The 19,947-nt window shown below is 30.4% G+C and carries 19 protein-coding genes; 7 read left to right on the top strand and 12 right to left on the bottom strand.

Going from position 1 to position 19,947, the window contains the following annotated elements:
* Window positions 1-290 precede the first annotated feature (290 nt).
* The 7 genes from BFJ87_RS02755 to BFJ87_RS02785 all read right to left on the bottom strand — a co-directional run bounded on the left by BFJ87_RS02755 (window position 291) and on the right by BFJ87_RS02785 (window position 10,007).
* Window positions 291-1,526 (bottom strand): YaiO family outer membrane beta-barrel protein, encoded by a 1,236-nt coding sequence (locus BFJ87_RS02755; protein ID WP_077399598.1) that lies wholly within the window; start codon window positions 1,524-1,526, stop codon window positions 291-293.
* A 30-nt stretch (window positions 1,527-1,556) separates the two neighbouring features.
* Complete coding sequence (locus BFJ87_RS02760) at window positions 1,557-3,884, bottom strand: LTA synthase family protein (RefSeq protein WP_077399601.1); 2,328 nt, start codon at window positions 3,882-3,884, stop codon at window positions 1,557-1,559.
* Complete coding sequence (locus BFJ87_RS02765) at window positions 3,885-5,315, bottom strand: glycosyltransferase family 2 protein (RefSeq protein WP_077399604.1); 1,431 nt, start codon at window positions 5,313-5,315, stop codon at window positions 3,885-3,887. It abuts the gene before it with no gap.
* A 24-nt stretch (window positions 5,316-5,339) separates the two neighbouring features.
* A complete protein-coding gene (locus BFJ87_RS02770) occupies window positions 5,340-7,238 on the bottom strand; it encodes a HEAT repeat domain-containing protein (protein WP_077399607.1) in 1,899 nt (632 codons plus the stop codon).
* A 4-nt stretch (window positions 7,239-7,242) separates the two neighbouring features.
* Window positions 7,243-7,617, bottom strand: coding sequence for a response regulator transcription factor (locus tag BFJ87_RS02775; RefSeq protein WP_077399610.1), 375 nt, complete (start codon window positions 7,615-7,617; stop codon window positions 7,243-7,245).
* Between the two features lie 9 nt (window positions 7,618-7,626).
* Window positions 7,627-9,288, bottom strand: a complete 1,662-nt coding sequence (locus BFJ87_RS02780; RefSeq protein ID WP_139344203.1) for a response regulator — start codon at window positions 9,286-9,288, stop codon at window positions 7,627-7,629.
* Window positions 9,289-9,617: 329 nt separating this feature from the next.
* Complete coding sequence (locus tag BFJ87_RS02785; protein WP_077399616.1) at window positions 9,618-10,007, bottom strand: acyl-CoA thioesterase; 390 nt, start codon at window positions 10,005-10,007, stop codon at window positions 9,618-9,620.
* Window positions 10,008-10,287: 280 nt separating this feature from the next.
* On the opposite strand from BFJ87_RS02785, the gene BFJ87_RS02790 reads away from it, so the two are divergent.
* Complete coding sequence (locus BFJ87_RS02790) at window positions 10,288-10,695, top strand: glyoxalase (protein WP_077399618.1); 408 nt, start codon at window positions 10,288-10,290, stop codon at window positions 10,693-10,695.
* On the opposite strand, the gene BFJ87_RS02795 is transcribed toward BFJ87_RS02790, so the two are convergent.
* Entirely contained in the window at window positions 10,687-11,367 is a 681-nt protein-coding gene (locus BFJ87_RS02795; protein WP_077399620.1) for a DUF2461 domain-containing protein, read from the bottom strand. The genes BFJ87_RS02790 and BFJ87_RS02795 overlap by 9 nt on opposite strands.
* Window positions 11,368-11,465: 98 nt before the next feature.
* Here BFJ87_RS02795 and BFJ87_RS02800 point away from each other — a divergent pair, with 98 nt between their 5' ends.
* Together BFJ87_RS02800 and cysM are read left to right on the top strand one after the other, a co-directional pair.
* Window positions 11,466-12,260, top strand: a complete 795-nt coding sequence (locus tag BFJ87_RS02800; RefSeq protein ID WP_077399623.1) for a serine O-acetyltransferase — start codon at window positions 11,466-11,468, stop codon at window positions 12,258-12,260.
* Window positions 12,250-13,131, top strand: coding sequence for a cysteine synthase CysM (gene cysM, locus BFJ87_RS02805; RefSeq protein ID WP_077399626.1), 882 nt, complete (start codon window positions 12,250-12,252; stop codon window positions 13,129-13,131). The genes BFJ87_RS02800 and cysM overlap by 11 nt, the downstream gene beginning before the upstream one ends.
* A 25-nt stretch (window positions 13,132-13,156) precedes the next feature.
* On the opposite strand, the gene truA is transcribed toward cysM, so the two are convergent.
* On the bottom strand, window positions 13,157-13,969 hold the full coding sequence (gene truA, locus BFJ87_RS02810; protein ID WP_077400090.1) for a tRNA pseudouridine(38-40) synthase TruA: 813 nt from the start codon (window positions 13,967-13,969) through the stop codon (window positions 13,157-13,159).
* Window positions 13,970-14,038: 69 nt separating this feature from the next.
* On the opposite strand from truA, the gene BFJ87_RS02815 reads away from it, so the two are divergent.
* Window positions 14,039-14,479, top strand: a complete 441-nt coding sequence (locus BFJ87_RS02815) for a hypothetical protein (protein WP_077399629.1) — start codon at window positions 14,039-14,041, stop codon at window positions 14,477-14,479.
* A 191-nt stretch (window positions 14,480-14,670) separates the two neighbouring features.
* Window positions 14,671-15,156, top strand: coding sequence for a hypothetical protein (locus BFJ87_RS02820; RefSeq protein WP_077399633.1), 486 nt, complete (start codon window positions 14,671-14,673; stop codon window positions 15,154-15,156).
* Window positions 15,157-15,240: 84 nt separating this feature from the next.
* On the opposite strand, the gene BFJ87_RS02825 is transcribed toward BFJ87_RS02820, so the two are convergent.
* Window positions 15,241-16,122: an anti-sigma factor gene (locus BFJ87_RS02825; RefSeq protein WP_077399636.1), complete on the bottom strand. Its 882-nt coding sequence runs from the start codon at window positions 16,120-16,122 to the stop codon at window positions 15,241-15,243.
* A gap of 217 nt (window positions 16,123-16,339) precedes the next feature.
* Between BFJ87_RS02825 and BFJ87_RS02830 the strand changes: the two genes are divergently transcribed.
* Both BFJ87_RS02830 and BFJ87_RS02835 read left to right on the top strand, forming a co-directional pair.
* Window positions 16,340-17,032, top strand: a complete 693-nt coding sequence (locus BFJ87_RS02830; protein ID WP_077399639.1) for a response regulator transcription factor — start codon at window positions 16,340-16,342, stop codon at window positions 17,030-17,032.
* A 2-nt stretch (window positions 17,033-17,034) separates the two neighbouring features.
* Window positions 17,035-18,522 carry a sensor histidine kinase gene (locus tag BFJ87_RS02835; protein WP_077399642.1) on the top strand — a complete coding sequence of 496 codons (1,488 nt, stop codon included), beginning with the start codon at window positions 17,035-17,037 and terminating at the stop codon, window positions 18,520-18,522.
* Here the strand turns inward: BFJ87_RS02835 and hisIE are convergent.
* A complete protein-coding gene (gene hisIE / locus BFJ87_RS02840; RefSeq protein ID WP_077399645.1) occupies window positions 18,519-19,115 on the bottom strand; it encodes a bifunctional phosphoribosyl-AMP cyclohydrolase/phosphoribosyl-ATP diphosphatase HisIE in 597 nt (198 codons plus the stop codon). The two genes, BFJ87_RS02835 and hisIE, sit on opposite strands and share 4 nt — an antisense overlap.
* A gap of 11 nt (window positions 19,116-19,126) precedes the next feature.
* Window positions 19,127-19,882 carry an imidazole glycerol phosphate synthase subunit HisF gene (gene hisF, locus BFJ87_RS02845; protein ID WP_077399648.1) on the bottom strand — a complete coding sequence of 252 codons (756 nt, stop codon included), beginning with the start codon at window positions 19,880-19,882 and terminating at the stop codon, window positions 19,127-19,129.
* Between the last annotated feature and the right edge of the window lie 65 nt (window positions 19,883-19,947).

A 19,947-nucleotide genomic window follows, 5' to 3' on the forward strand; every position in this document is an offset into this window, starting at 1 on the left:
AGTAAGCCGAGTTGTTTTGGTGTGCCATAACAAAAGATTTTGGGGTTTATTAAATATTAAAATAACAACTACATTTATATGTAATCTAATTCTACTAATTCATTTAGACTTAAAATTTCGTTTAAATCATGTAAGAAGTTAAGGTATTCTTCTCCGTAAGTATCGTATAACATAATAAGTAGGTTATTTGGGTTTCTAATCTGGTCTAAAACTACAGAAACACTTTTGTTGTTACAATAAAATGTGGTGAACTTATTATTTTTTGTTGTGAAAAGCTATCTTTAATATTGTTACCAATTAAATTGATATTTTACCCTTCCGGTTACTGCTAAATAAAACTCATTAGGTGTAAAAATTAACTCTTGTCTTGTAACACCTAATGTTGCTGCAAGTATATTTTTAGTGTTTTTTACAGTAAAGTTATATGTAAACGCAGCTTCTTGTGACTCCAAATAAAATATAGACTCTGATAGTAAAACATTATTCTCTGTTAATTGTGTAGTTTCTGGTGAAAAACCAAAGCCAAACTGAAAGTCCAAATAGTTATATTTATCTTTTAAATACCTGCGTGCAGTAAAACTGTTAGAAAAACTAATTGTACTATTATTTGCAGGATTAATATAAGGTCTCCATGACAAATAGTAGTTACCAGGGTACCAACTTAAAGAACCTGTAAATACGGTTGCATTTTTACTGTTATATGATAGATACCTAGCTCCTACTGATATTTCTAAGGATTTTGGTAACGATCTGTATAGCTCACCTCCTATTCTGTGGCTCGGAAAAATTTCTGAGTCTGAATATGCATAACTGGCATATGCATACATTTTAGTACCAAGTTTAGGGTAGGCATCTAACTGATACTGTATACCATTTGTATTAAACCTATTACTATAATTAATTGTTGGAATAATATCGCCAAATTTTGTTGTACGCTTATAAGCAATACTAACAGCAGACATTGTGTTATAGACTTTATTAAATGATTGAGCTTCTGTTGTGAGTAAAATTGCATTTTTTAAATCTGAATTTACCACCACAGTGGTATCTATAACCATAGTAGATTGGCTAACTTTAGATTCTGCCTTATTTAATTCTAAAATTGCATTATTTTTTAATTCTAATAACTCAGTATTATTTTTTAATGTTACTAATCCTTTATTTGCTAAACCAAGTGCTGTATTATAGTTTTTGGCATACAACTCATTCTTTATAGCTGCTATCCAAACTTCTAAATTACTTTTATCTCTAGTTATTATATTATTATAGTGTAACCTGGCTTTGCTATACTGAGCATCCCAAGTTAATGTTTTTGCTAATAAATTTTCTACATCTGTGTAGTTAGGGTATTTAGATAAAATATGTTTTAACGTATCTCTGGCTTGTTTTCTTTTATTAGCAAAAGCCAAATCTCGTGCAACTAAAAAAGAAGCATCTGGATTTCCCATATATGTAGTGTTTTGACTATTACCCGTGGTAATAACCAAAAATGTAAATACTAATAATATGTATATAGAAAATTTCATTACAAAATACTGTAGGTATAGGTATAACGGTTATTTTTTTAGTTCTGTATGTGCCCTTTTTAATTTTATAGATAAGTTTGGTGTATTTACTCCATTTTTAAGCATAATAGACTCTAAATCTATACTCTTAATATTTTGGTTAGACCAAAAATAAACATCTAGTAATGCACTATAGGAGTCATCATATGTAGGATTTGAAGAAATACACTTTAAAAGAATTTGTTCTGCAACATCATAATTTTTGTTCCATGAATTAATTCTCCCTTTTAAAATTTTAGCATCTATGTGACTAGGAATTTCATACAGAATATAGTTGCATAAACGCAGAGCATTTTCTGTATCTCTATTAAATGCCATTTTTTGAGCAGTTTTATAAGCACTGTCAAAACTTTGTCCGTTTAAAACACTATTAATCCAAATTTTATCTTCCTCAGAAAATTGTGTGTTTTCTATTTTAAAAATTGCAGTATGTGCTGGAATTAATTTGTTATATCTAGTTACATAGGAATTTATAGACCTATAATTAACTAATAAATTATAAACACTATCGTTTGTACTTTGTATTAAATTAAGTTTGTCATCAACCTTATAAATGGTACCCGAAGAATAAAAGTGATTATTATGTAAAAAATCTTCAATTTGATTTTTATCGCGCATTATAGCAATATTTCTGTTTGCCAAAAAATTAGAACTAAAAGGTAAATTATTACCCAACCATGCCACTTTTTTTGGCACACTAATATTATAGCCGTCTGCCAATAAATTAATAAATGACGGTACAATATCTAAATGAGAAGTTACAGCTTTTAATGTTTTTGGAGCTTTTAGCATTGGGCTAAACACTAGTAGTGGAACATTATATTTTTTTAATGCGTTAGTAGCAGGTAAATTCACCAATCTGTGAGTTCCCGTAATTACAAAAATAGTATTTTGGTATTCTTTTTTGTTTTTATAAGACTGAAAAAAGTACTTTAAAGAAGTATCTGTGTATAACATACAAGCCAAAATTTCTTTTGATTTGTTTAATTGATTTTTAATTGTTTTAGATGCTTTAGAACTTTTTATTATACTTTTTACATTTTTTAAGTAAACCGTATTATTTGGTATTATAAAAGGTTCTTGTAAAGATGCTGTTGTGTACACATCAAATTTAGGTTTGTGAGCATTCCTTGGTGTATTTAAACTTTTTTTAAACAGTTCTTTGTCTGGGTAACCTAATGACTGCCCAGAACTATTTACTGGTGTAAGCTTGTAGTTTAAGCCAAAATAGCTGCGGTCTATAAGTAAATCTACTTTTTCATGATAAACAAAATTATCTACATTATTAAAAGAACTATTTGACCCTTGTAAATATGCTGTACTATAACCGTTATTTTTTAATATACTAAACAAGGTTGCTCTGTTAACTTGTTGGGTTACCTCCATAAAACCTTTTTTACCGTGTGGTAAAGAACCTACTACCGCGGGTAATGCTCCAAATTGTTTTCCGGTTGTAGCAAAACAATTTTGCCAATAAAGAGATTTTTGTGCTAAAGAATCTAAAAAAGGCATAAAATTACCATACTTGGAATTTTTGTCTATAAAATCTGCTCCTAGCCCATTTACCATTACAAATACTATGTTTGGTTTACTTGCTAATAAATTAAAGTGATTATTAAAAGTGTTATTAATTTTATAGTCATTTAACAATGGATAAGGTGGGTTGTTTGGATTATCTAAATAAGTATCGTCTTCTAAAAAATTTTGATATAAATTAACTATTAAAAATTGTGTTTTATTTTGGTTTATTGGCTGACCAGAAACAAATAATGAAGCCACAAAAATGGTGAGTAAAAAAAAGGTAAAAGGAAACATTTTATTTACATAATGATAGTACTTAGAGGTAATTAAATATGTGCCATAAAACAAAAATATTAAAATGGTTACAAGTAAAATAAAAAGAAAAGGAACCACTATGTTTGTTGTAATAGCAGATTTAAAATCTACATAATTATAATCTAAAATGTTTGCTCCTAAGGGCACATATGCTCTTGTAAAATATAAGATTAAAAAACACTCTGTTGCTAGTAAAACAAAAAGCACGAAAAAAGTGAATTTATAACCTCTTCCGTATTTAGATTTTTCTAAAAAATAATAAGGTATTACTAGCAAAAAACCAACAAATGCTGCAAAACCTATGTGGTGAGTAATATTTAACAAATAGCTAACACTAAATATGGTATTTATAATGCCTTTGTTAAACAAAACAATGTATTGGTATAACGATAAAATTACCAATACTAAAGCAAATGATATTAACAACCTTGTATAATGTTTTAAGGTTAAATCTGTGCTTGTATGTGGTACCGTAACACTCATTTATGTTGCTTTACTAAATCCTTTACGAGTTATAGTTCCCCAACCAGATTTTATTTTAAATAGTTTTTTATAGTTGCCTCTTACAGCAGAAAATGTTACCAACGGATGAAATACAAAAGGCTCTAAAATTGCAAACAACATTAAAACTAAAATGTCTTTTGTTTTGTATTGATTGTATGCATATACTTCCCAAAATATTGCAAAAAATGAGAACATAACTGAAAACGAGAAAACTGCTGCCGTTATAGCTATAAAAAATTGAAAGTTTAATATGCCTAAATAATAGAATAGAATTATTGATAAAAATCCGAAAAACTCTAACAACGGTGCTAACCACTCATAAAAAAACCAATATGGGTAACTTAACATACCTAACCTACCATATTTAGGGTTAAAAAACATATCCTTATGTTTTGTTAAGGTTTCTAAATTACCTCTAGACCACCTATCTCTTTGGTTTATAAATATTTTAACCTCCTCAGGAACCTCTGTCCAACATAAAGGATCAGGAATATATTCTACTGTATATGGTAAGTCCCTTTCATGCATATACCTACGCATTCTAAAAACAATTTCCATATCTTCTCCTACCGTATTAGTGTCATAGCCGCCAGCAGCTAATGCAATTTCACGATCAAAAAAACCAAATGCGCCAGAAATAATTAGCAAACTATCTATACTACCCCAAGCCATACGCCCTAAAATAAAAGATCTAGTATATTCTAACAATTGAAACTTGGCCAACCAATTTTTTGGTAAACGTACTTCTTCTAGCTCACCACCATCTATAATACAGGAATTAGCTACACGTATAACACCACCAACTGCAATAACTCTTTTTCCTGATCTTTGAAAAAAAGATTTTACTACATGTAAAAGAGCATCAGGCAGCAATAAACAGTCTACATCTATACAGCCAACATACCTGTTATTAGATAGTTGCATACCAGTATTTAACGCGTCAGATTTACCTCCGTTTTCTTTATCTATTACCGTAAGTTTATGAAATGCCTTTTGTTTAGACTTGTATATGCCTCTTATGGGTTTAGACTGCCAATTAGGATCTATTTTTTGCTCTATTTTCACAAGGTCATAAGCGGCAATCATTTTCTCTAGTGTATCATCTTTACTTCCATCATTAACCACCATAACCTCATAATCTACATAGTTTAATGATAAAAGAGACCTCACATTTTCTACAATATTCATACCCTCATTGTAAGCTGGTGCTATTATAGTAATACTGGGCGCTAGCGGAGATGCCATTACCTTAGATAGGTCTCCAAAACTATTTTTTCTTCTGTAGTGTAAGGTATGTTTAGTTGCCAAGTACCCCATTACCGTGTAACCAGAAAATAAGACTATGGTAAACATTAAAAATATAATGTTTATATAATCTACTATAATGGTAAAAAAATCGCTCTGAAACATATGTGGCCAAGTTTTGGCTTAGGTTTAGTTGCAGTTATCTTTATAAAACTCTTCAGATAAAATAAAATTGATATCAAAAAAGCCAAAAACATCTTCTTCTGTTTTTTCTTCTTCTTCCTCTAAAAAGCACAACTCTAAAGGTTTTAACTCTTTAACTAAAGTTGGTTTAATTGGTGTAATAGTTTTTGTAGTATTCGTGTAACGGGCGTTTAGCTCTTCTTGTAAATTTGGATTCTTGTTTATTAGTTTTGATGTAGCATTTTCTTCTAAAGCATCTTGCTCTGCTATTACAGACAATCTATTTTCTATAATAATTTTTACACTTGCAGCTTTCTTGCTAATTTCTATTTCTGGCGCATTTAATAAACTTAATACAAATTGTAGCTCCTTTTCATCGCCTAATGCTCCTATTTCATCAAGTAGAATAAGCTTTGCTTCGGTATCGCATCCATCATACAAGCTTTTAAAAACAGAGTCTGGCAGAGCCTCTTTGGAATTATTAATTAAATTTTCAGGTTCTTTTTTACTTGTGCTGCTAGACTCAGAAACATTAAAATAAACGGTATTTGGTGCTTCTTTTGGTGTTTCTTTTTTAGTTTCTAAAAATTTTATAAACTCTAAATGCTTATCATCATCTATAGGTGCTACCTCTGTAACCACATCTATAGTATCATCTATAGTAAACGTTAAAAGATCTGTCTCCGCTATATCATTAACAATTGGTACATTATCTGTGTCATCTGTTAACTGATCTATTGCAGAAGTTAAATCTTTTTCAATCTCGGTTCTTGGTGTTACTGTAACTTCAAGCGGATTTAATGGCTTTTTATCTTCTTTTTGGATTAAAACGGCACTAATATCTTCTAACCCTTCTATTTCTAAATGATTTTCTGGTAATAAACTGTTAATAGCAACTAATGCTTTGTTTTTAACAGCAAAAACTTCTTTACGATTTTCTATAGTATTTAAAAATTGTACATCCTCTGCAAATCCTAAGCTTTCTAAAGCTTCAATAATAAGTAATTTAGTATCGTTTGTACTTGTATTAAAAATCTTTTTTAAAGATTCTCTAGCCTCTACCACATTAAACTCACTAACACACTGTATAGCTACTTGCCTAATTTGGCTGTTTTTATGTCTAATTAATTGAACAATAGAAGAATTAGCGTCACTTTGATCATAATGCTTAACTAAGCGCAAAGCAAAAAGAACAGTATCTACATTTTTAGAAAATAGCCAATTTTTAAAACTAGGCGGATTGTAGTTTTTTTTATTTTGAAGTATTTCTAACAATTTAAGCTGTTGCCATTCTGATATTTTATGCTGAGTTGTGTCTAAAAAATAGTTAATACCCTCATCTTTTAATGACACAATAGCAATAACAGATTGTTTACGAATTACACCTCTACTCCCATTTACAAATTTTGTTATTTTGTTATAAGAGTCTGTAACCTTCATTTGCGTTAACTCTACAATACCTTGTGATATAGTGTGCCAACGCCAACTTTTAAGCTTTTCTAACGCATCATTATCTAAACCAAGATCTTTGTATAATTTGTGAAGAGATTTTAAGGTTTCTCCAGATAAATCTTGACTAAGTTCTACCAATACTTCTGCCAAAATTTTTCTGTTTCGCTTATTTTTAAGCATTTGCCTTATTTTAATCTTTAGGCATACATAATTATTTTTATCTTCAAGTGAAGCCGTTTTTTCATCAAAAAATAGAAATTCACTCACTATTGGACCTAGTTCTCTTTTCTTAATTTTATTACGTTTAACACCTAATGTAATATTGCTTTTTGCATAAAAAGTAATTCCTATGTATAGCAATGCAACAATTGCAAATACAATAGCTAATACCCACAAAAAGTTAACACCAATTTTTGGTGCTATACTTGTAAATATGTGGTTTAGTATTATCATTTTTTTATACAGGAACGTTTTTTAATACCCTTGCTACACGTATTAACAACTCTGGCGGACTAACAGGTTTTGACAAAAAGTCGTTTGCGCCCATTTCAAAAGCATTTAAAACGTTTTCTTCATTGCCTGCTGAGGATATTATAATTATTGGTAATGATGAATTTAAAGTATTTCTAACATAGTCTATTAGTTCTATACCAGACATATATGGCATCATAATATCACTTATAATTAAATCTGGCGTGTTTTCTACTAAATATTCTTTTACTTGCTTACCATTAATTACAACGTCTACAATGTAACCGCTTTTAGTTAACCTATATTTTAATAGTGAAGAAAGTAATTCATCATCCTCCGCCAACAGTAATCTCTTCTCCATAATATAATTTTATGCTTCTTCTGCTAATCTCAATAATTCGTCATCTAATTGTTGTTCTATAACCGGGTATTCATCTATAAAACAATTGTAAAGAAAATTTAAGTGCTTTACATCTACATCATCTTTAATTGCATTTTCCATTTGTAAAACGCTTTCAAATAAAGCATCAGTTTTCATCATTTTTAAACCTGCTTTAATTTTGTGTGTAGCAAATTTTAAGGCCTCAAAATCTTCATTTTTAATATGTACAATTGACTTTCCTATAAATTCTAAAGCATTATTTTTAAATAATTTAACTAATTCCTGAAGCATTCCTAAATCTCCCATACACTCATTTAAAACAGGTGTTAGGTTTAATTTACGGGTATCTCCATGATCATTAATATGATTACTTGTTAATGTTTCCATATTTGCATTTTTTTGTAATTGCTCCAATAAAGTGTTTAGTAACTCCTCAGAGGTGTAGGGTTTTAATAAAAAATTGGTAAAATTTGAGGTATTAAATTCTTTGCTATTTTGTATATCATCATCGGCAGTAACAGCAATTATTGGGGTATTACTAATTCTTGCGTTTGTATGAGATTTTATTATTTCTGCTATTTCATCACCATTTTTTTCTGGCATTCTCATATCCATTAAAATGATGTCTATAATGTTGTTTTCTAAAATTTCTAATCCGGTACTACAGTTATCTGTTACAAAAGAGGTGCACTGCCATTTGTCTAACTTAAATTCTAGTAATTTTTGGTTTAGTTTATTATCTTCAAAAACTAATACATTAATACCGCTAACACTAGCAATATTAGTTGCTGTAAGCGGTTTTAAAGGCTTTTTAAATGGAATTGTAAATGTAAAAGTGGTACCCACAGATTCTCTGTTAGAAACGTAAATTGTACCATTAAGAGATTCTATTAACTCTTTAGCTACATTTAAGCCTAATCCTAATTTAGAATTATCTTGTCTATAAATATCAAAAATTTCTAATGCTTTTTTATCAGTTATAGTGCCATTGGTATCGTTAACATTAAATTCTAAAATTACATTGTCTGTATAGTTTTCTTTTACTGATGCTGTAACTAAAATTTCTCCCTTAGCTGTAGACTGTATACTATTACCCACAATGTTTAAGAGTATTTGTGATAATTTAGATGGGTCTCCTATTAATTGTTTTGGTATATCAGAATCTATTTTTTTATTTAAAACAAGGTTGTCTGTAGTAATTAATGTATTGCATAAAAACAATACATCATTAACTACATTTTTAAATTTAATAGGTATGCTTAAATTTTCATTTATATCATTGCTAGTAGTGTACCCTATTAAATCTTCAGAAACGTTTAACATAGTGCTAGATGTTACCTGTATGTCTTTTACAATTTTCTCCTGTTCCATAGTTAAATTACTTTTTAATAGTTTTTCAGTGTTGTTTAAAATACCGTGTAATGGTTTCTTAATTTCACTGTTTGCACGCGTAATTAATTTATCTTTAAACGAGTTGTTTTCTGATGAAAAAGTTGCTTTAACATTACTTTTGTGAACTAAAAGTTTTTTAAAGTTATTTAAAACACCCCTAAGTGCATCTGCTTGTTTTACAGACAATTCGTTAAAAGAAAAACTATCAAGTTTTTCCTGCAAATTGGATAATGAAGTATGTAGGTCTTTCAATTTCAATTTGGGCGAAATTTATGTTGTTAAGTATTAAATTAGACACGTAATCAATTTATTACATTGTAAATCTCAATATTTAACAGAGTCCTACCAATTAAATGTTATATAGGTGCCTTATTATGTTGTGAAACCTCTTTATTTGTAAGTTTATTAGTAACAGAATGTTACAATTAGCCGTTTTTATTGACCTTTTAACCCTATTTCAATACTAAAACCCAAAATCAAATTAAAACTAAAAAATAGTTTTTTTATAAATATTTAATTTTTAAGTGAATACAAAAAAAAAGTCTTAGCTATTAACTAAGACTTTTTAAAATTTATGTTTTTAGGTATTATTTGGCTAACCTGTCTCTTACATATTCAATTTTGGTTTTTCCGTGTGGTTTAGGTTTTCCATCTTCATCTAAATTAACCATAATAATATTATCTACAGTTAATATTGTTTCTCTAGTCATTTTATTACGTACTTCGCAATTTAATGTTAAAGATGATACTCCAAATTTTATAACCTCTATACCAATTTCTACAATATCACCTTCCTTTGCAGAGCTCATAAAATTAATCTCAGACATATATTTGGTAACCACCTTTTTATTCTCTAGCTGTATAATTGTATATAAAGCAGCTTCTTCATCTACCCACGCTAAAACTTTACCTCCAAAAAGTGTTTTGTTTGCATTTAAATCTCCTGGTTTTACCCATTTTCTACTGTGAAATCTCATAATGTACCAATTTAGATTACAAAATTAGGTATTAAAATAAGTACAGGCTATTATCTAACAAAGTTTTAGGAATTTTTAAATTAGAGTCAACTTTTTTGGTTAAACTGTTAATAAAACAAGCAGATAATAATGTTGATACTAATTATACTAGATCTTTTTTATTTTTAATTATTACAACCTATTTATTTAAATGTTAAATGTTTATAACCCCGTTAAAAACTATACTTAAGTATATGTCAAAATAATAGTTAGTTATTGTACCTTTAGTAAAACGCTAGTTATGAACCAAAGATCTACAGATCTCTTGCGCATTAGGCCAGAGATAAAAGCTACTAAAATAGTAGACGGAATTAGTAATGACGAACTTTTTCAGAACAAAACAATTAGACCTATTCTTAAATTACAAAACGATTTAATTTTAGTTGTTTTTAAAAACTACATTAAAAAACACAAAAACAAATTTTACAACTTAACTCTAGAAAAGAGACTTGAGTATATTGAAAACGCCATACAAAGAGACATTAAATTTAGAAATGCACTAAAAGGCATTATTATAGGGCAATTTACTGTAGAAGAGTATGAAGCTTATACACTAAACTCATCTGCACTTAATAAACGTATGATGTCTATGGCTATTACTAGGCTAAAAGACCAATTACAGTATTTTAATGAGCCCGTTTTAGTCTAAAATTGACTCACCATTTAAATTAGTAGTTAATACATCGCTCATTAAATCAAAAAAAGGTCTAATAGCGGCAAATAGCTCGTTTATGGTATCTAAAAAGTTAGCAGACAATACTTCTTTATCTGTAAATTCTCTGGTAAAGATGTATTGTTTTTTGCGTAACAAGTCTATATCATTATGAGCAATATCAAAACCCTTTGGGGCTCTTTTTAACTCTTCTCCTTTAAGTTCTCCCCAAGCATCTTTAAAGGTCTTATTATTAATAATATCTCTAAATTCTTGCGCGTCTAACTCAATTTCTTTTCTAATTCTAAATAAATCTTCTTTATTAGGAGCCCAAAAACCAGTAGCAACAAAACTATTACCTGGTTCTATATGCACATAATACCCACCACGCAAACGTGCTCCTGCCCTAGTAAAAGAACCTGCTAAATGTACTTTGTAAGGTGTTTTATTTTTAGAAAAACGTACATCTCTGTAAATTCTAAAAACTTTAGATTTTTCAATATCATCATGTTCATTTAGCTTTTCACCAAGTAAGGTAATAAACTCTTTAAACGCATTTTCTTCAACTTTAAATTCTTCTTTATGCTCTAAAAACCATTCTCTTGTATTGTTTTCTTTTAGCTTATTTAAAAAACCAAAGGTATTTTTAGAGATTACATCATTTTTCATAAAAATCTTACTAATCTATTATTTATGCTAAAGTTAACTGTTTTTAAAAGTTTTTTTACCTAAATATTGGTTAATTTTGATAGTTGAATACGTTACATATGACACTAGAATCTGTAATTAAAGAAATAGAGTTGCATAAAAAGCAGCCTAATTTAAACTTTAGTTTAAAAGAAAAAACAGAAGTTTTTACCCAAAAGCTTTTTTATACCTTGTTTGATACCCAAACACCAGTTGCTAAAAATTTAGAAGAGTTAGAGCTTCAGTTTGATGAACTTGTGAATCTTGCTTGCTGGAAACTAGAAAAACCTTGTAAAAAAATTTGGGAGAAATACGTTGTTACCTTACCTACTATATTAGAAAAACTGAATTTAGATGCAGAAGCTATTGTAAACTGCGACCCTGCGTCTTTGTCTATAGAAGAAGTCTATATGGCATACCCCGGATTTTATGCTATTGCCATATACAGATTGGCACATGAATTACACGCCATTGGGTTTCCGTTAGTACCACGTTTAATGACCGAGTATGCGCACAGGCTAACCGGTGTAGATATAAATCCTGGTGCTAAAATAGGAAATTCGTTTTTTATAGACCACGCCACTGGTGTAGTTATAGGAGAAACTGCCATTATAGAAGATCATGTAAAAATATACCAAGGTGTAACTTTAGGAGCACTATTTGTTGCTAAAAACCTAAAGCAAACAAAAAGGCACCCTACTATAAAAAATAATGTTACCATATATGCAAATGCTACTATTTTAGGCGGCGATACTGTAATAGGAGAAAATACTATAATTGGAGGTAATGCTTGGGTTACAAGTTCTATACCTGCCAACTCAAAAGTGTTTCATAAAACAGAAATTAAAATAAAAACCACACAAAATGTCCAATAGTATACTAGATTTAATAGGTAATACACCTATGGTAGAGTCTAAAGTTTTAAATACAAACCCTAACGTTAGACTTTTATTTAAGTTAGAAGGAAATAACCCTGGTGGTAGTGTAAAAGACAGGGCTGCATATAATATGATTAAAAGCGCACTGGACAGAGGTGATATAAATAAAAATACCAAACTTGTAGAGGCAACAAGCGGTAATACTGGTATAGCATTAGCAATGATTGCTGGTATTTTTAATTTAGACATAGAAATTGTTTTATCTGAAGGATCTACTAAAGAGCGTATACAAACTATGCGTGCGTATGGTGCTAAAGTAACTTTAACGCCTGAAAACAAAGGTATTTTGGGGGCCAGGGACTATGCAGATGAGCAAGTAAAAAAAGGCGCTGTTATGTTAAATCAGTTTGGGAATAATGACAATTGGAAAGCTCATTATAAAAGTACAGGACCAGAAATTTGGAAAGATACAAATAATGAAATTACACATTTTGTGTCTGCTATGGGTACAACAGGTACAATTATGGGTACATCTACCTATTTAAAAGAACAAAATAATAGCATACAAATTGTTGGTGTGCAACCAAAAGAAGGAGCAAAAATTCCAGGAATTCGTAAATGGCCACAAGAATATTTGCCTAAAATATTTGATGCTTCTAAGGTTGATAAAATTATAGATGTGAGCCAAGAAGAGGCAGAACAAACTACACTTTTATTGGCTAAAAAAGAAGGCATATTTGCAGGTGTTAGTAGTGGTGGCGCTGCTTTTGCTGCTATAAAACTAGCCAGTACATTAGATAGTGGCACTATAGTATCTATAGTTTGTGATAGAGGTGACAGGTACCTATCATCTGGTTTATTTGGATAAAAATTAAGATGATGCTTACTGTGTACTAAGCATCATCTTTAAAATCTAAACTATGTAGCATTAAACCAGAACCCGGAGCTACAAATGTAAATTTAACCGTACTATTTGGCTTAAGAGCTTCTTCAATATCAGAAATACTTACTTCTCCTTTTCCTAGTTGTATTAATGCTCCCATAAGCATACGTACTTGGTAACGCATAAATCCTTCTCCTTTTATATGAAAGGCGTAAGATTTTTCAGGGAAAAAATTAGCTTTTAAAATGGTATTTTCTCTAATTTCGGCAGAGTTTACACTTCGTATAAACTTTCCGTTTTCTTTAGGTTTAGCTGTAAAGCTTTTAAAATTGTGGGTACCAACAAACAAACTTGTCGCTTTTTTCATTAAATCTAAGTCTAAACTATCTTGTATGTTTGCCATAAATGGCGCTGCATACGGATGATTTTTATCGCCAAAAGAAAACAAATACACATACTCTTTTTCTTTGCTATGCTGAATTATATTAAACTTTTCCTTTACGTGCTTTACAGCTACTATTTTAATATCTGAAGGCAAATTTTTATTAAAATCTTTTAAAAAAAAATCTAAATCATGTAACGGTTCACCATCTAAAAAAAGCTCAAAAGCAGCATCTAAAGCAGATACTTTAGCATCTGTACGGCCAGCTCCTAAAATTTTATACTTTCGATCTGGAAGTATAAATTTTAGCGTTTTAGTAAGCATACCTTCTATGGTTTTATATCCGGGCTGCTTTTGCCATCCACTAAATCTATAGCCTAAAAACTGTAATCTAATTAAATAATATTGCTTATTTTTTTTCACGGCAGTAAAAGTATGCATAAATGAAAACATTAAAAAACAACTTATTTTTTGTATTTTACAATTAATTAATAAACAAAACCAACCAAAATGACAAACAAACAAACCGTTAATAAAGTACCTAACTGGTTCTGGATTATTGCTGTTATAGCTTTAATTTGGAATTGTATGGGAGTTATGGCGTACATAACCGAAGCTTATATGTCTGATGAAATTTTCTCATCATTCACAAAAGAAGTGCAAGAACTTTATAAAAAAAGACCATCATGGGTCACAGGCGCATACGCCATAGCTGTTTTTGGCGGCGTTTTGGCTAGTATGCTACTTCTAATACGAAAAAAAGCAGCTAAAACTGTATTTTTAATTTCTTTAGCAGGAGTTGTTGCTCAAAATGTGTATACTTTTTTTATGAGCAACACGCTTAAAGTATTGGGCACTTCATCTATATATTTCCCTATAGTAATTATAATAATTTCAGTTTTACTTTTTTTATTTTCTAATTACGCTAGTAAAAGAGGCTGGCTATCTTAGTTTTTTACAAAGGGATTTGTTTTTTGCATTTATACATATAATCTATACAAGATTACCTTTTATCTATGCCTATACACTTACCCTTATATTTTAGTGTTTAACCGATTATATTTAACTTAATTTAACATATGATATAATTTTGTGTTAGATTAAACATAGAGCCCCCCAGCTTTTTATACTCTAATTATTATATGAAAATACCATCTATAAAAATTTCATGGAAGTTATCTGTCCTTATTTCTGTACTATTACTAATAATTGTTTCCTTTTCTAATTTTTACGGTCTATTAACAGACAAGTTTCACTTTAACAAAGCAGGTAGTTACTTTTTTATATTGTTAGCTACAGTACATATAATATACTTGTATGCTTTTTGGTTTAAACTTACAGAAAATGAATATCCAGACAAGGAAATGAGAAACTTAGAATATGGTTTTTACCTCATATTTGCTTATTATGTATACAAAATGGTAGATATTGCTAGCATAGTTTTTGGATACAGCACATATAACGATCTCATTTTACCAGATCATTTTTTACCTATAGGAATTGCAATTGTACTTGCTTATTTAGGTTTGTGTTTAATTACACTAAAAATATTCTCTATTCGTAAAAATAAAATAGGAAGCTATATTACAGATTGTTACGAGGAGGAAGACTTAGATACATGGCCTTAAAAACCATATTAAAACCAAAAAAAAACAAACAGAAACAAAATAGCCTCTAGTTAACTAGAGGCTATTTTTATTGACTAAAACAAATTATCTTTTAACCCAACCCGTTGGAAAAGAATCACTGTTTAAACTTAAATTATGTGTTGTTGGTGCAGTTTCTTGTCCAGATACACCTACTAATGGTTTAAGTAAAAATGGAGCAGGACTATTATCTGGAGATGGCTCTACAGAAATAACAACTGTTTTACCTCTAACATCTAAAGGAAAAGTAAATCCTGTTGGTGCATTATTAAAAAAATCTTCACCAGGAATTGGAGGTCCTGGATTAGCTCCACTAAAAGGATTACCAGAATCTTCTGCTTGTACAGTAGGATCCATAAATGTACCAGTTGTAATTGGTCCGTCTTCACCTACTACCCAACCTTCATAAACCCAACCTTCTGGTAAAACAGGTAATTCTAAACCTGTAGCTTGTGGCGCTCCTGGTATACCAAACCAAATACCATATTGGTCGTTCCCATTATTCATACCATCATCTTCATCTGTTGGTGTTCTTAAAAAGAATTCTCCGCTAGCACCAGTAAAATCACCAACTAAATCTGTTATACTTACAGTTGCAGTTTCAGCTGCAAAAGCTCCAGAAAGCAACTTTGTTGTTGCAGGTGCTGGGTCGTTATCAACTGCTGGTTCTATAGATAATACATAAGCTGTTGCTTGATCTAATGTTTCAGCATCTACACTAAAAGAGGTTTTAGAAGGGTTTCCGTTACTATCTACAGTAAATACACCTGTAGATACCGGAGCTCCATTTACAATTATCCATCCTTCATAAACATAATCGGCACCTAGGTCTTCTAAACCTTCAATACCCATAGTTAAATTTTTAGTTTGCGGCTCGTTTGTGTCATCATCCTTATCACAACTTACTACAAGAGCTGTTGCCATAAATAATAAAAGTAATTTTTTCATTTTTAGAGTTTTTAAGATTATGACACAAATTAACGGGTTGTTTTTAACGATGAAATCACAAAAAAGTAAACTTTACATCCAATTTTGTAAGGTATTTGTGATAACTTCTACCTTTTATTACTATAAATGCTTCAAAAGCCTTAATTTCATTAACAAATTAAACTTTTTGACTTTGTGATAGCTTTGTGATATATATTAACTTTTTTGCATCCATATTATGAAACAGATACTTATTATAGAAGACGATCCAGAAATTATACAATTACTGGAAATACATTTAACAGATATGGTGTATACCACAACTAAAGCTATGGACGGTGAAACTGGTTTAAGTTTAGCTTTAGAAAACGACTATGACCTTATTTTATTAGACCTAACCCTACCAATAATGGACGGAATTGAGGTTTGTAAAAAATTAAGAGCCAAAAAAAATACACCAGTTATAATGCTCACTGCCAAATCTGAAGAAATAGATCGTGTGTTAGGTTTAGAAATTGGCGCAGATGACTATTTAACCAAACCTTTTAGTATCAGAGAACTTTTAGCACGTATAAAGGCTGTTTTACGTAGATCTGATACTCCTAAAATTGAAGAAAACAACTCTAGTACCTTATCTTTTGATGGTTTATATATTGATATAGATAAACGTAAGGTATTGCTTAATAAACAAAAAATAGACTTATCTCCAAAAGAGTTTGAGCTCTTAGTATTAATGGCCTCTAACCCTGGTAGAAACTATTCTAGGACAGAATTACTTAATATAATTTGGGGTTATAATTTTGAGGGATATGAACACACTGTAAATTCACATATTAACAGACTACGCGCAAAAATAGAATCTAATATGGCACAACCAAAGTATATACTTACTAGTTGGGGAGTTGGTTATAAATTTAACGAAGAAATTTAATTATGGGAGCATCAAAAAAAGTATTAGGAACCAAGCTTATAAAAAAATTATGGCTAGCCTTTATTTTTATTATATTATTAATGGGTGCTTGTTATATACTAATAACCGGGTATTTTGCTAATAAATACAATGAAGCCACAACACAAAAAGTTAATGCAAAGGTTGCAAACCACTTAATAGAGGAAAAATTTCAGAATGCATCTCCTTTTTTAGAAGATGGGAGCGTAAATAAGCCCTTGTTTGGAGATTTAATGCATGACATGATGGCGGTTAACCGTAGTATAGAAGTGTATTTACTAGACAATGCAGGTTCTGTACTTTATTCTGTTGTTTTAAAACATGATGCTAACGAACCTATAAAACACGTTTCTCTTGCCCCAATAAAAGAGTTTATTAAAACAGACGGACAAAAGTATATTTTAGGTGACGATCCTAGAAATACTGAAGAGAAAAAAATATTTTCTGCTGCTCCTTACAAGAGCGGAGATAAAGAAGGATACATTTATATAATTTTAGCTGGACAAGAATTTGAAGCGATAAGTAATAGCCTGCTATCTCAATATTTTATGAAGTTGGGTATTGGCGCTACCCTGCTAACTATGTTATTTGCAGCATTATTAGGATTGTTAAGTATTTGGTTTTTAACTAAAAACTTACGAGTAATGATTAGTACTGTAAATAAATTTCAGGAAGGAGACCGTACTGCGCGTATAAAAAACCCAGAAAAGTCTGATATTGAAGTCTTTGCTAACTCTTTTAATGATATGGCAGATACTATTGTTAGTAATATTGATAAAATACAATCTGTAGATACATTACGTAGAGAGTTAATAGCAAATGTATCTCATGATTTAAGAACACCACTAGCCATATTAAAGGGCTATGTTGAAACGCTCCAAATTAAAAAAGATACACTTACAGAAGAGCAAAAAGATGAATATTTACAAATTACCCATAATAATATAGACCGTTTATCAAACTTAATAAATCAATTATTTGAGTATTCTAAATTAGAGTCCGAACAAGTTACCCCAGTAAAAGAACCATTTTCTATAACGGAGCTATCCTATGACTTAATAGAAAAATTTAAAGTAATAGCAGAACAAAAGCAAATTACCTTACATATGGATGCTTCTAATGAAAACAACTTTGTGTATGCAGATGTTAGTATGGTAGAACGTGCTTTACAAAATCTTTTAGAAAACGCTATTAAATATACAGAACCAAACGGAAAAGTAACACTAGCTATTAAAAAACAAGCTAAAAAAGTAGAAATTAATATTACAGATACTGGTGCCGGAATACCAATTAATGAGCAACCTTATATTTTTGACAGATACAAGCAGCTAGACAAGTCTGAAAAGAAAAGAGGTGCTGGCTTAGGTTTAGCCATAGTAAAGAAAATAATGGAAATGCATGACACCACTATAACTGTACTTAGCAAACCTAAAGAAGGCAGCACCTTTAGTTTTACATTACCTGTGCACTAATGTCTGTTTTTAAGTACGGTAACAATATCGTTTAATTTAAAGCCTTTTGCTTGTAACAAAATTAAATAATGAAACAATAGATCTGCACTTTCTTCTTTAAACAAGTGGTCGTCATTATCTTTTGCTTCTATTACTACTTCAACAGCTTCTTCACCAACTTTTTGGGCAACTTTGTTAATTCCTTTTCTGTAAAGAGATGCAACATAGCTGTCCTTATTGTCTGGGTTATCTTTGCGGTCTGTTATAATTGCTTCTAGTTCCGTTAAAAAACCATAGCTATTATTGTTTTCTTCTTTCCAACACGTATCTGTACCAGTGTGGCAAGTTGGCCCTACTGGGTTTACAGTAATAAGTAATGAGTCATTATCACAATCAACCTTCATAGCTACTAAATTCAAAAAGTTACCACTTTCTTCACCTTTTGTCCATAAACGGTTTTTACTTCTACTATAAAACGTTACCTTTTTTGTTTGGTTAGTTTTATCTACCGCTTCTTGGTTCATATAACCAAGCATTAAAACTGTTTTAGTAGCAGCGTCTTGTACTATTGCAGGTACTAAACCATCTGTACTTTTTGTAAAATCTATTGTCATTTTATATAGTATTATAATCTAACCGGTATACCGTTAGTTTTTAATTCTTCTTTCAAATCTCTAATTTCTATTTCTTTAAAATGAAAAACGCTTGCTGCCAATGCTGCATCTGCTTTACCATCTTTAAAAGTATCTGTAAAATGCTGAATAGAACCTGCGCCACCTGAAGCTATAATTGGAATATTTAGCTCGGTTGATAATTTAGCTAAAGCTTCATTAGCAAAACCATCTTTGGTACCGTCATTGTCCATAGACGTAAACAAAATTTCTCCTGCTCCTCTTTTTTCAACTTCTTTTGCCCAATCAAACAAGTTTAATTCTGTAGGTACTTTACCACCAACCAAATGAACAACCCAGTTGCCATCTATATTTTTAGCATCTATGGCAACAACCACACACTGCGATCCAAATTTGGCTGCTAAGTCGTTTATTAATTGTGGGTTTTTAACTGCAGATGAATTTATAGATACTTTATCTGCACCATTTTGAAGTAATATATCTACGTCTTCTATAGATGAAATACCACCACCAACAGTAAAAGGAATATTAACTTTTTCTGCAACTCGTAATACTAAGTCTGCTAATGTTTTTCTACGTTCTTCTGTTGCAGATATATCTAAAAAAACAAGTTCGTCTGCTCCTGTTTGTGCATAAATTTCTGCCAATTCTACTGGGTCGCCAGCATCTCGCAAATCTACAAAATTGACTCCCTTTACGGTGCGTCCGTTTTTAATATCTAAGCAAGGAATTATTCTTTTTGTTAACATATTATTTATGGATCATATAAAGAGAAAAGAAATAGACTTCTATTTTCCTGTACTCTCTAATCTAA

The sequence above is a fragment of the Cellulophaga omnivescoria genome (assembly GCF_001999725.1).
Taxonomy (GTDB): Bacteria; Bacteroidota; Bacteroidia; order Flavobacteriales; family Flavobacteriaceae; genus Cellulophaga; species Cellulophaga omnivescoria.

What these genes read in the sequence shown, in the direction of transcription:
- BFJ87_RS02775 (WP_077399610.1), bottom strand. Translation starts at nt 7,617, where the DNA reads ATGGAGAAGAGATTACTGTTGGCGGAGGATGATGAATTACTTTCTTCA.
- BFJ87_RS02820 (WP_077399633.1), top strand. Translation starts at nt 14,671, where the DNA reads ATGAAAATACCATCTATAAAAATTTCATGGAAGTTATCTGTCCTTATT.
- BFJ87_RS02830 (WP_077399639.1), top strand. Translation starts at nt 16,340, where the DNA reads ATGAAACAGATACTTATTATAGAAGACGATCCAGAAATTATACAATTA.
- BFJ87_RS02785 (WP_077399616.1), bottom strand. Translation starts at nt 10,007, where the DNA reads ATGAGATTTCACAGTAGAAAATGGGTAAAACCAGGAGATTTAAATGCA.
- BFJ87_RS02815 (WP_077399629.1), top strand. Translation starts at nt 14,039, where the DNA reads ATGACAAACAAACAAACCGTTAATAAAGTACCTAACTGGTTCTGGATT.
- hisIE (WP_077399645.1), bottom strand. Translation starts at nt 19,115, where the DNA reads ATGACAATAGATTTTACAAAAAGTACAGATGGTTTAGTACCTGCAATA.
- BFJ87_RS02760 (WP_077399601.1), bottom strand. Translation starts at nt 3,884, where the DNA reads ATGAGTGTTACGGTACCACATACAAGCACAGATTTAACCTTAAAACAT.
- BFJ87_RS02825 (WP_077399636.1), bottom strand. Translation starts at nt 16,122, where the DNA reads ATGAAAAAATTACTTTTATTATTTATGGCAACAGCTCTTGTAGTAAGT.
- cysM (WP_077399626.1), top strand. Translation starts at nt 12,250, where the DNA reads ATGTCCAATAGTATACTAGATTTAATAGGTAATACACCTATGGTAGAG.
- BFJ87_RS02755 (WP_077399598.1), bottom strand. Translation starts at nt 1,526, where the DNA reads ATGAAATTTTCTATATACATATTATTAGTATTTACATTTTTGGTTATT.
- BFJ87_RS02765 (WP_077399604.1), bottom strand. Translation starts at nt 5,315, where the DNA reads ATGTTTCAGAGCGATTTTTTTACCATTATAGTAGATTATATAAACATT.
- truA (WP_077400090.1), bottom strand. Translation starts at nt 13,969, where the DNA reads ATGCATACTTTTACTGCCGTGAAAAAAAATAAGCAATATTATTTAATT.
- BFJ87_RS02800 (WP_077399623.1), top strand. Translation starts at nt 11,466, where the DNA reads ATGACACTAGAATCTGTAATTAAAGAAATAGAGTTGCATAAAAAGCAG.
- BFJ87_RS02790 (WP_077399618.1), top strand. Translation starts at nt 10,288, where the DNA reads ATGAACCAAAGATCTACAGATCTCTTGCGCATTAGGCCAGAGATAAAA.
- BFJ87_RS02835 (WP_077399642.1), top strand. Translation starts at nt 17,035, where the DNA reads ATGGGAGCATCAAAAAAAGTATTAGGAACCAAGCTTATAAAAAAATTA.
- hisF (WP_077399648.1), bottom strand. Translation starts at nt 19,882, where the DNA reads ATGTTAACAAAAAGAATAATTCCTTGCTTAGATATTAAAAACGGACGC.
- BFJ87_RS02795 (WP_077399620.1), bottom strand. Translation starts at nt 11,367, where the DNA reads ATGAAAAATGATGTAATCTCTAAAAATACCTTTGGTTTTTTAAATAAG.
- BFJ87_RS02770 (WP_077399607.1), bottom strand. Translation starts at nt 7,238, where the DNA reads ATGATAATACTAAACCACATATTTACAAGTATAGCACCAAAAATTGGT.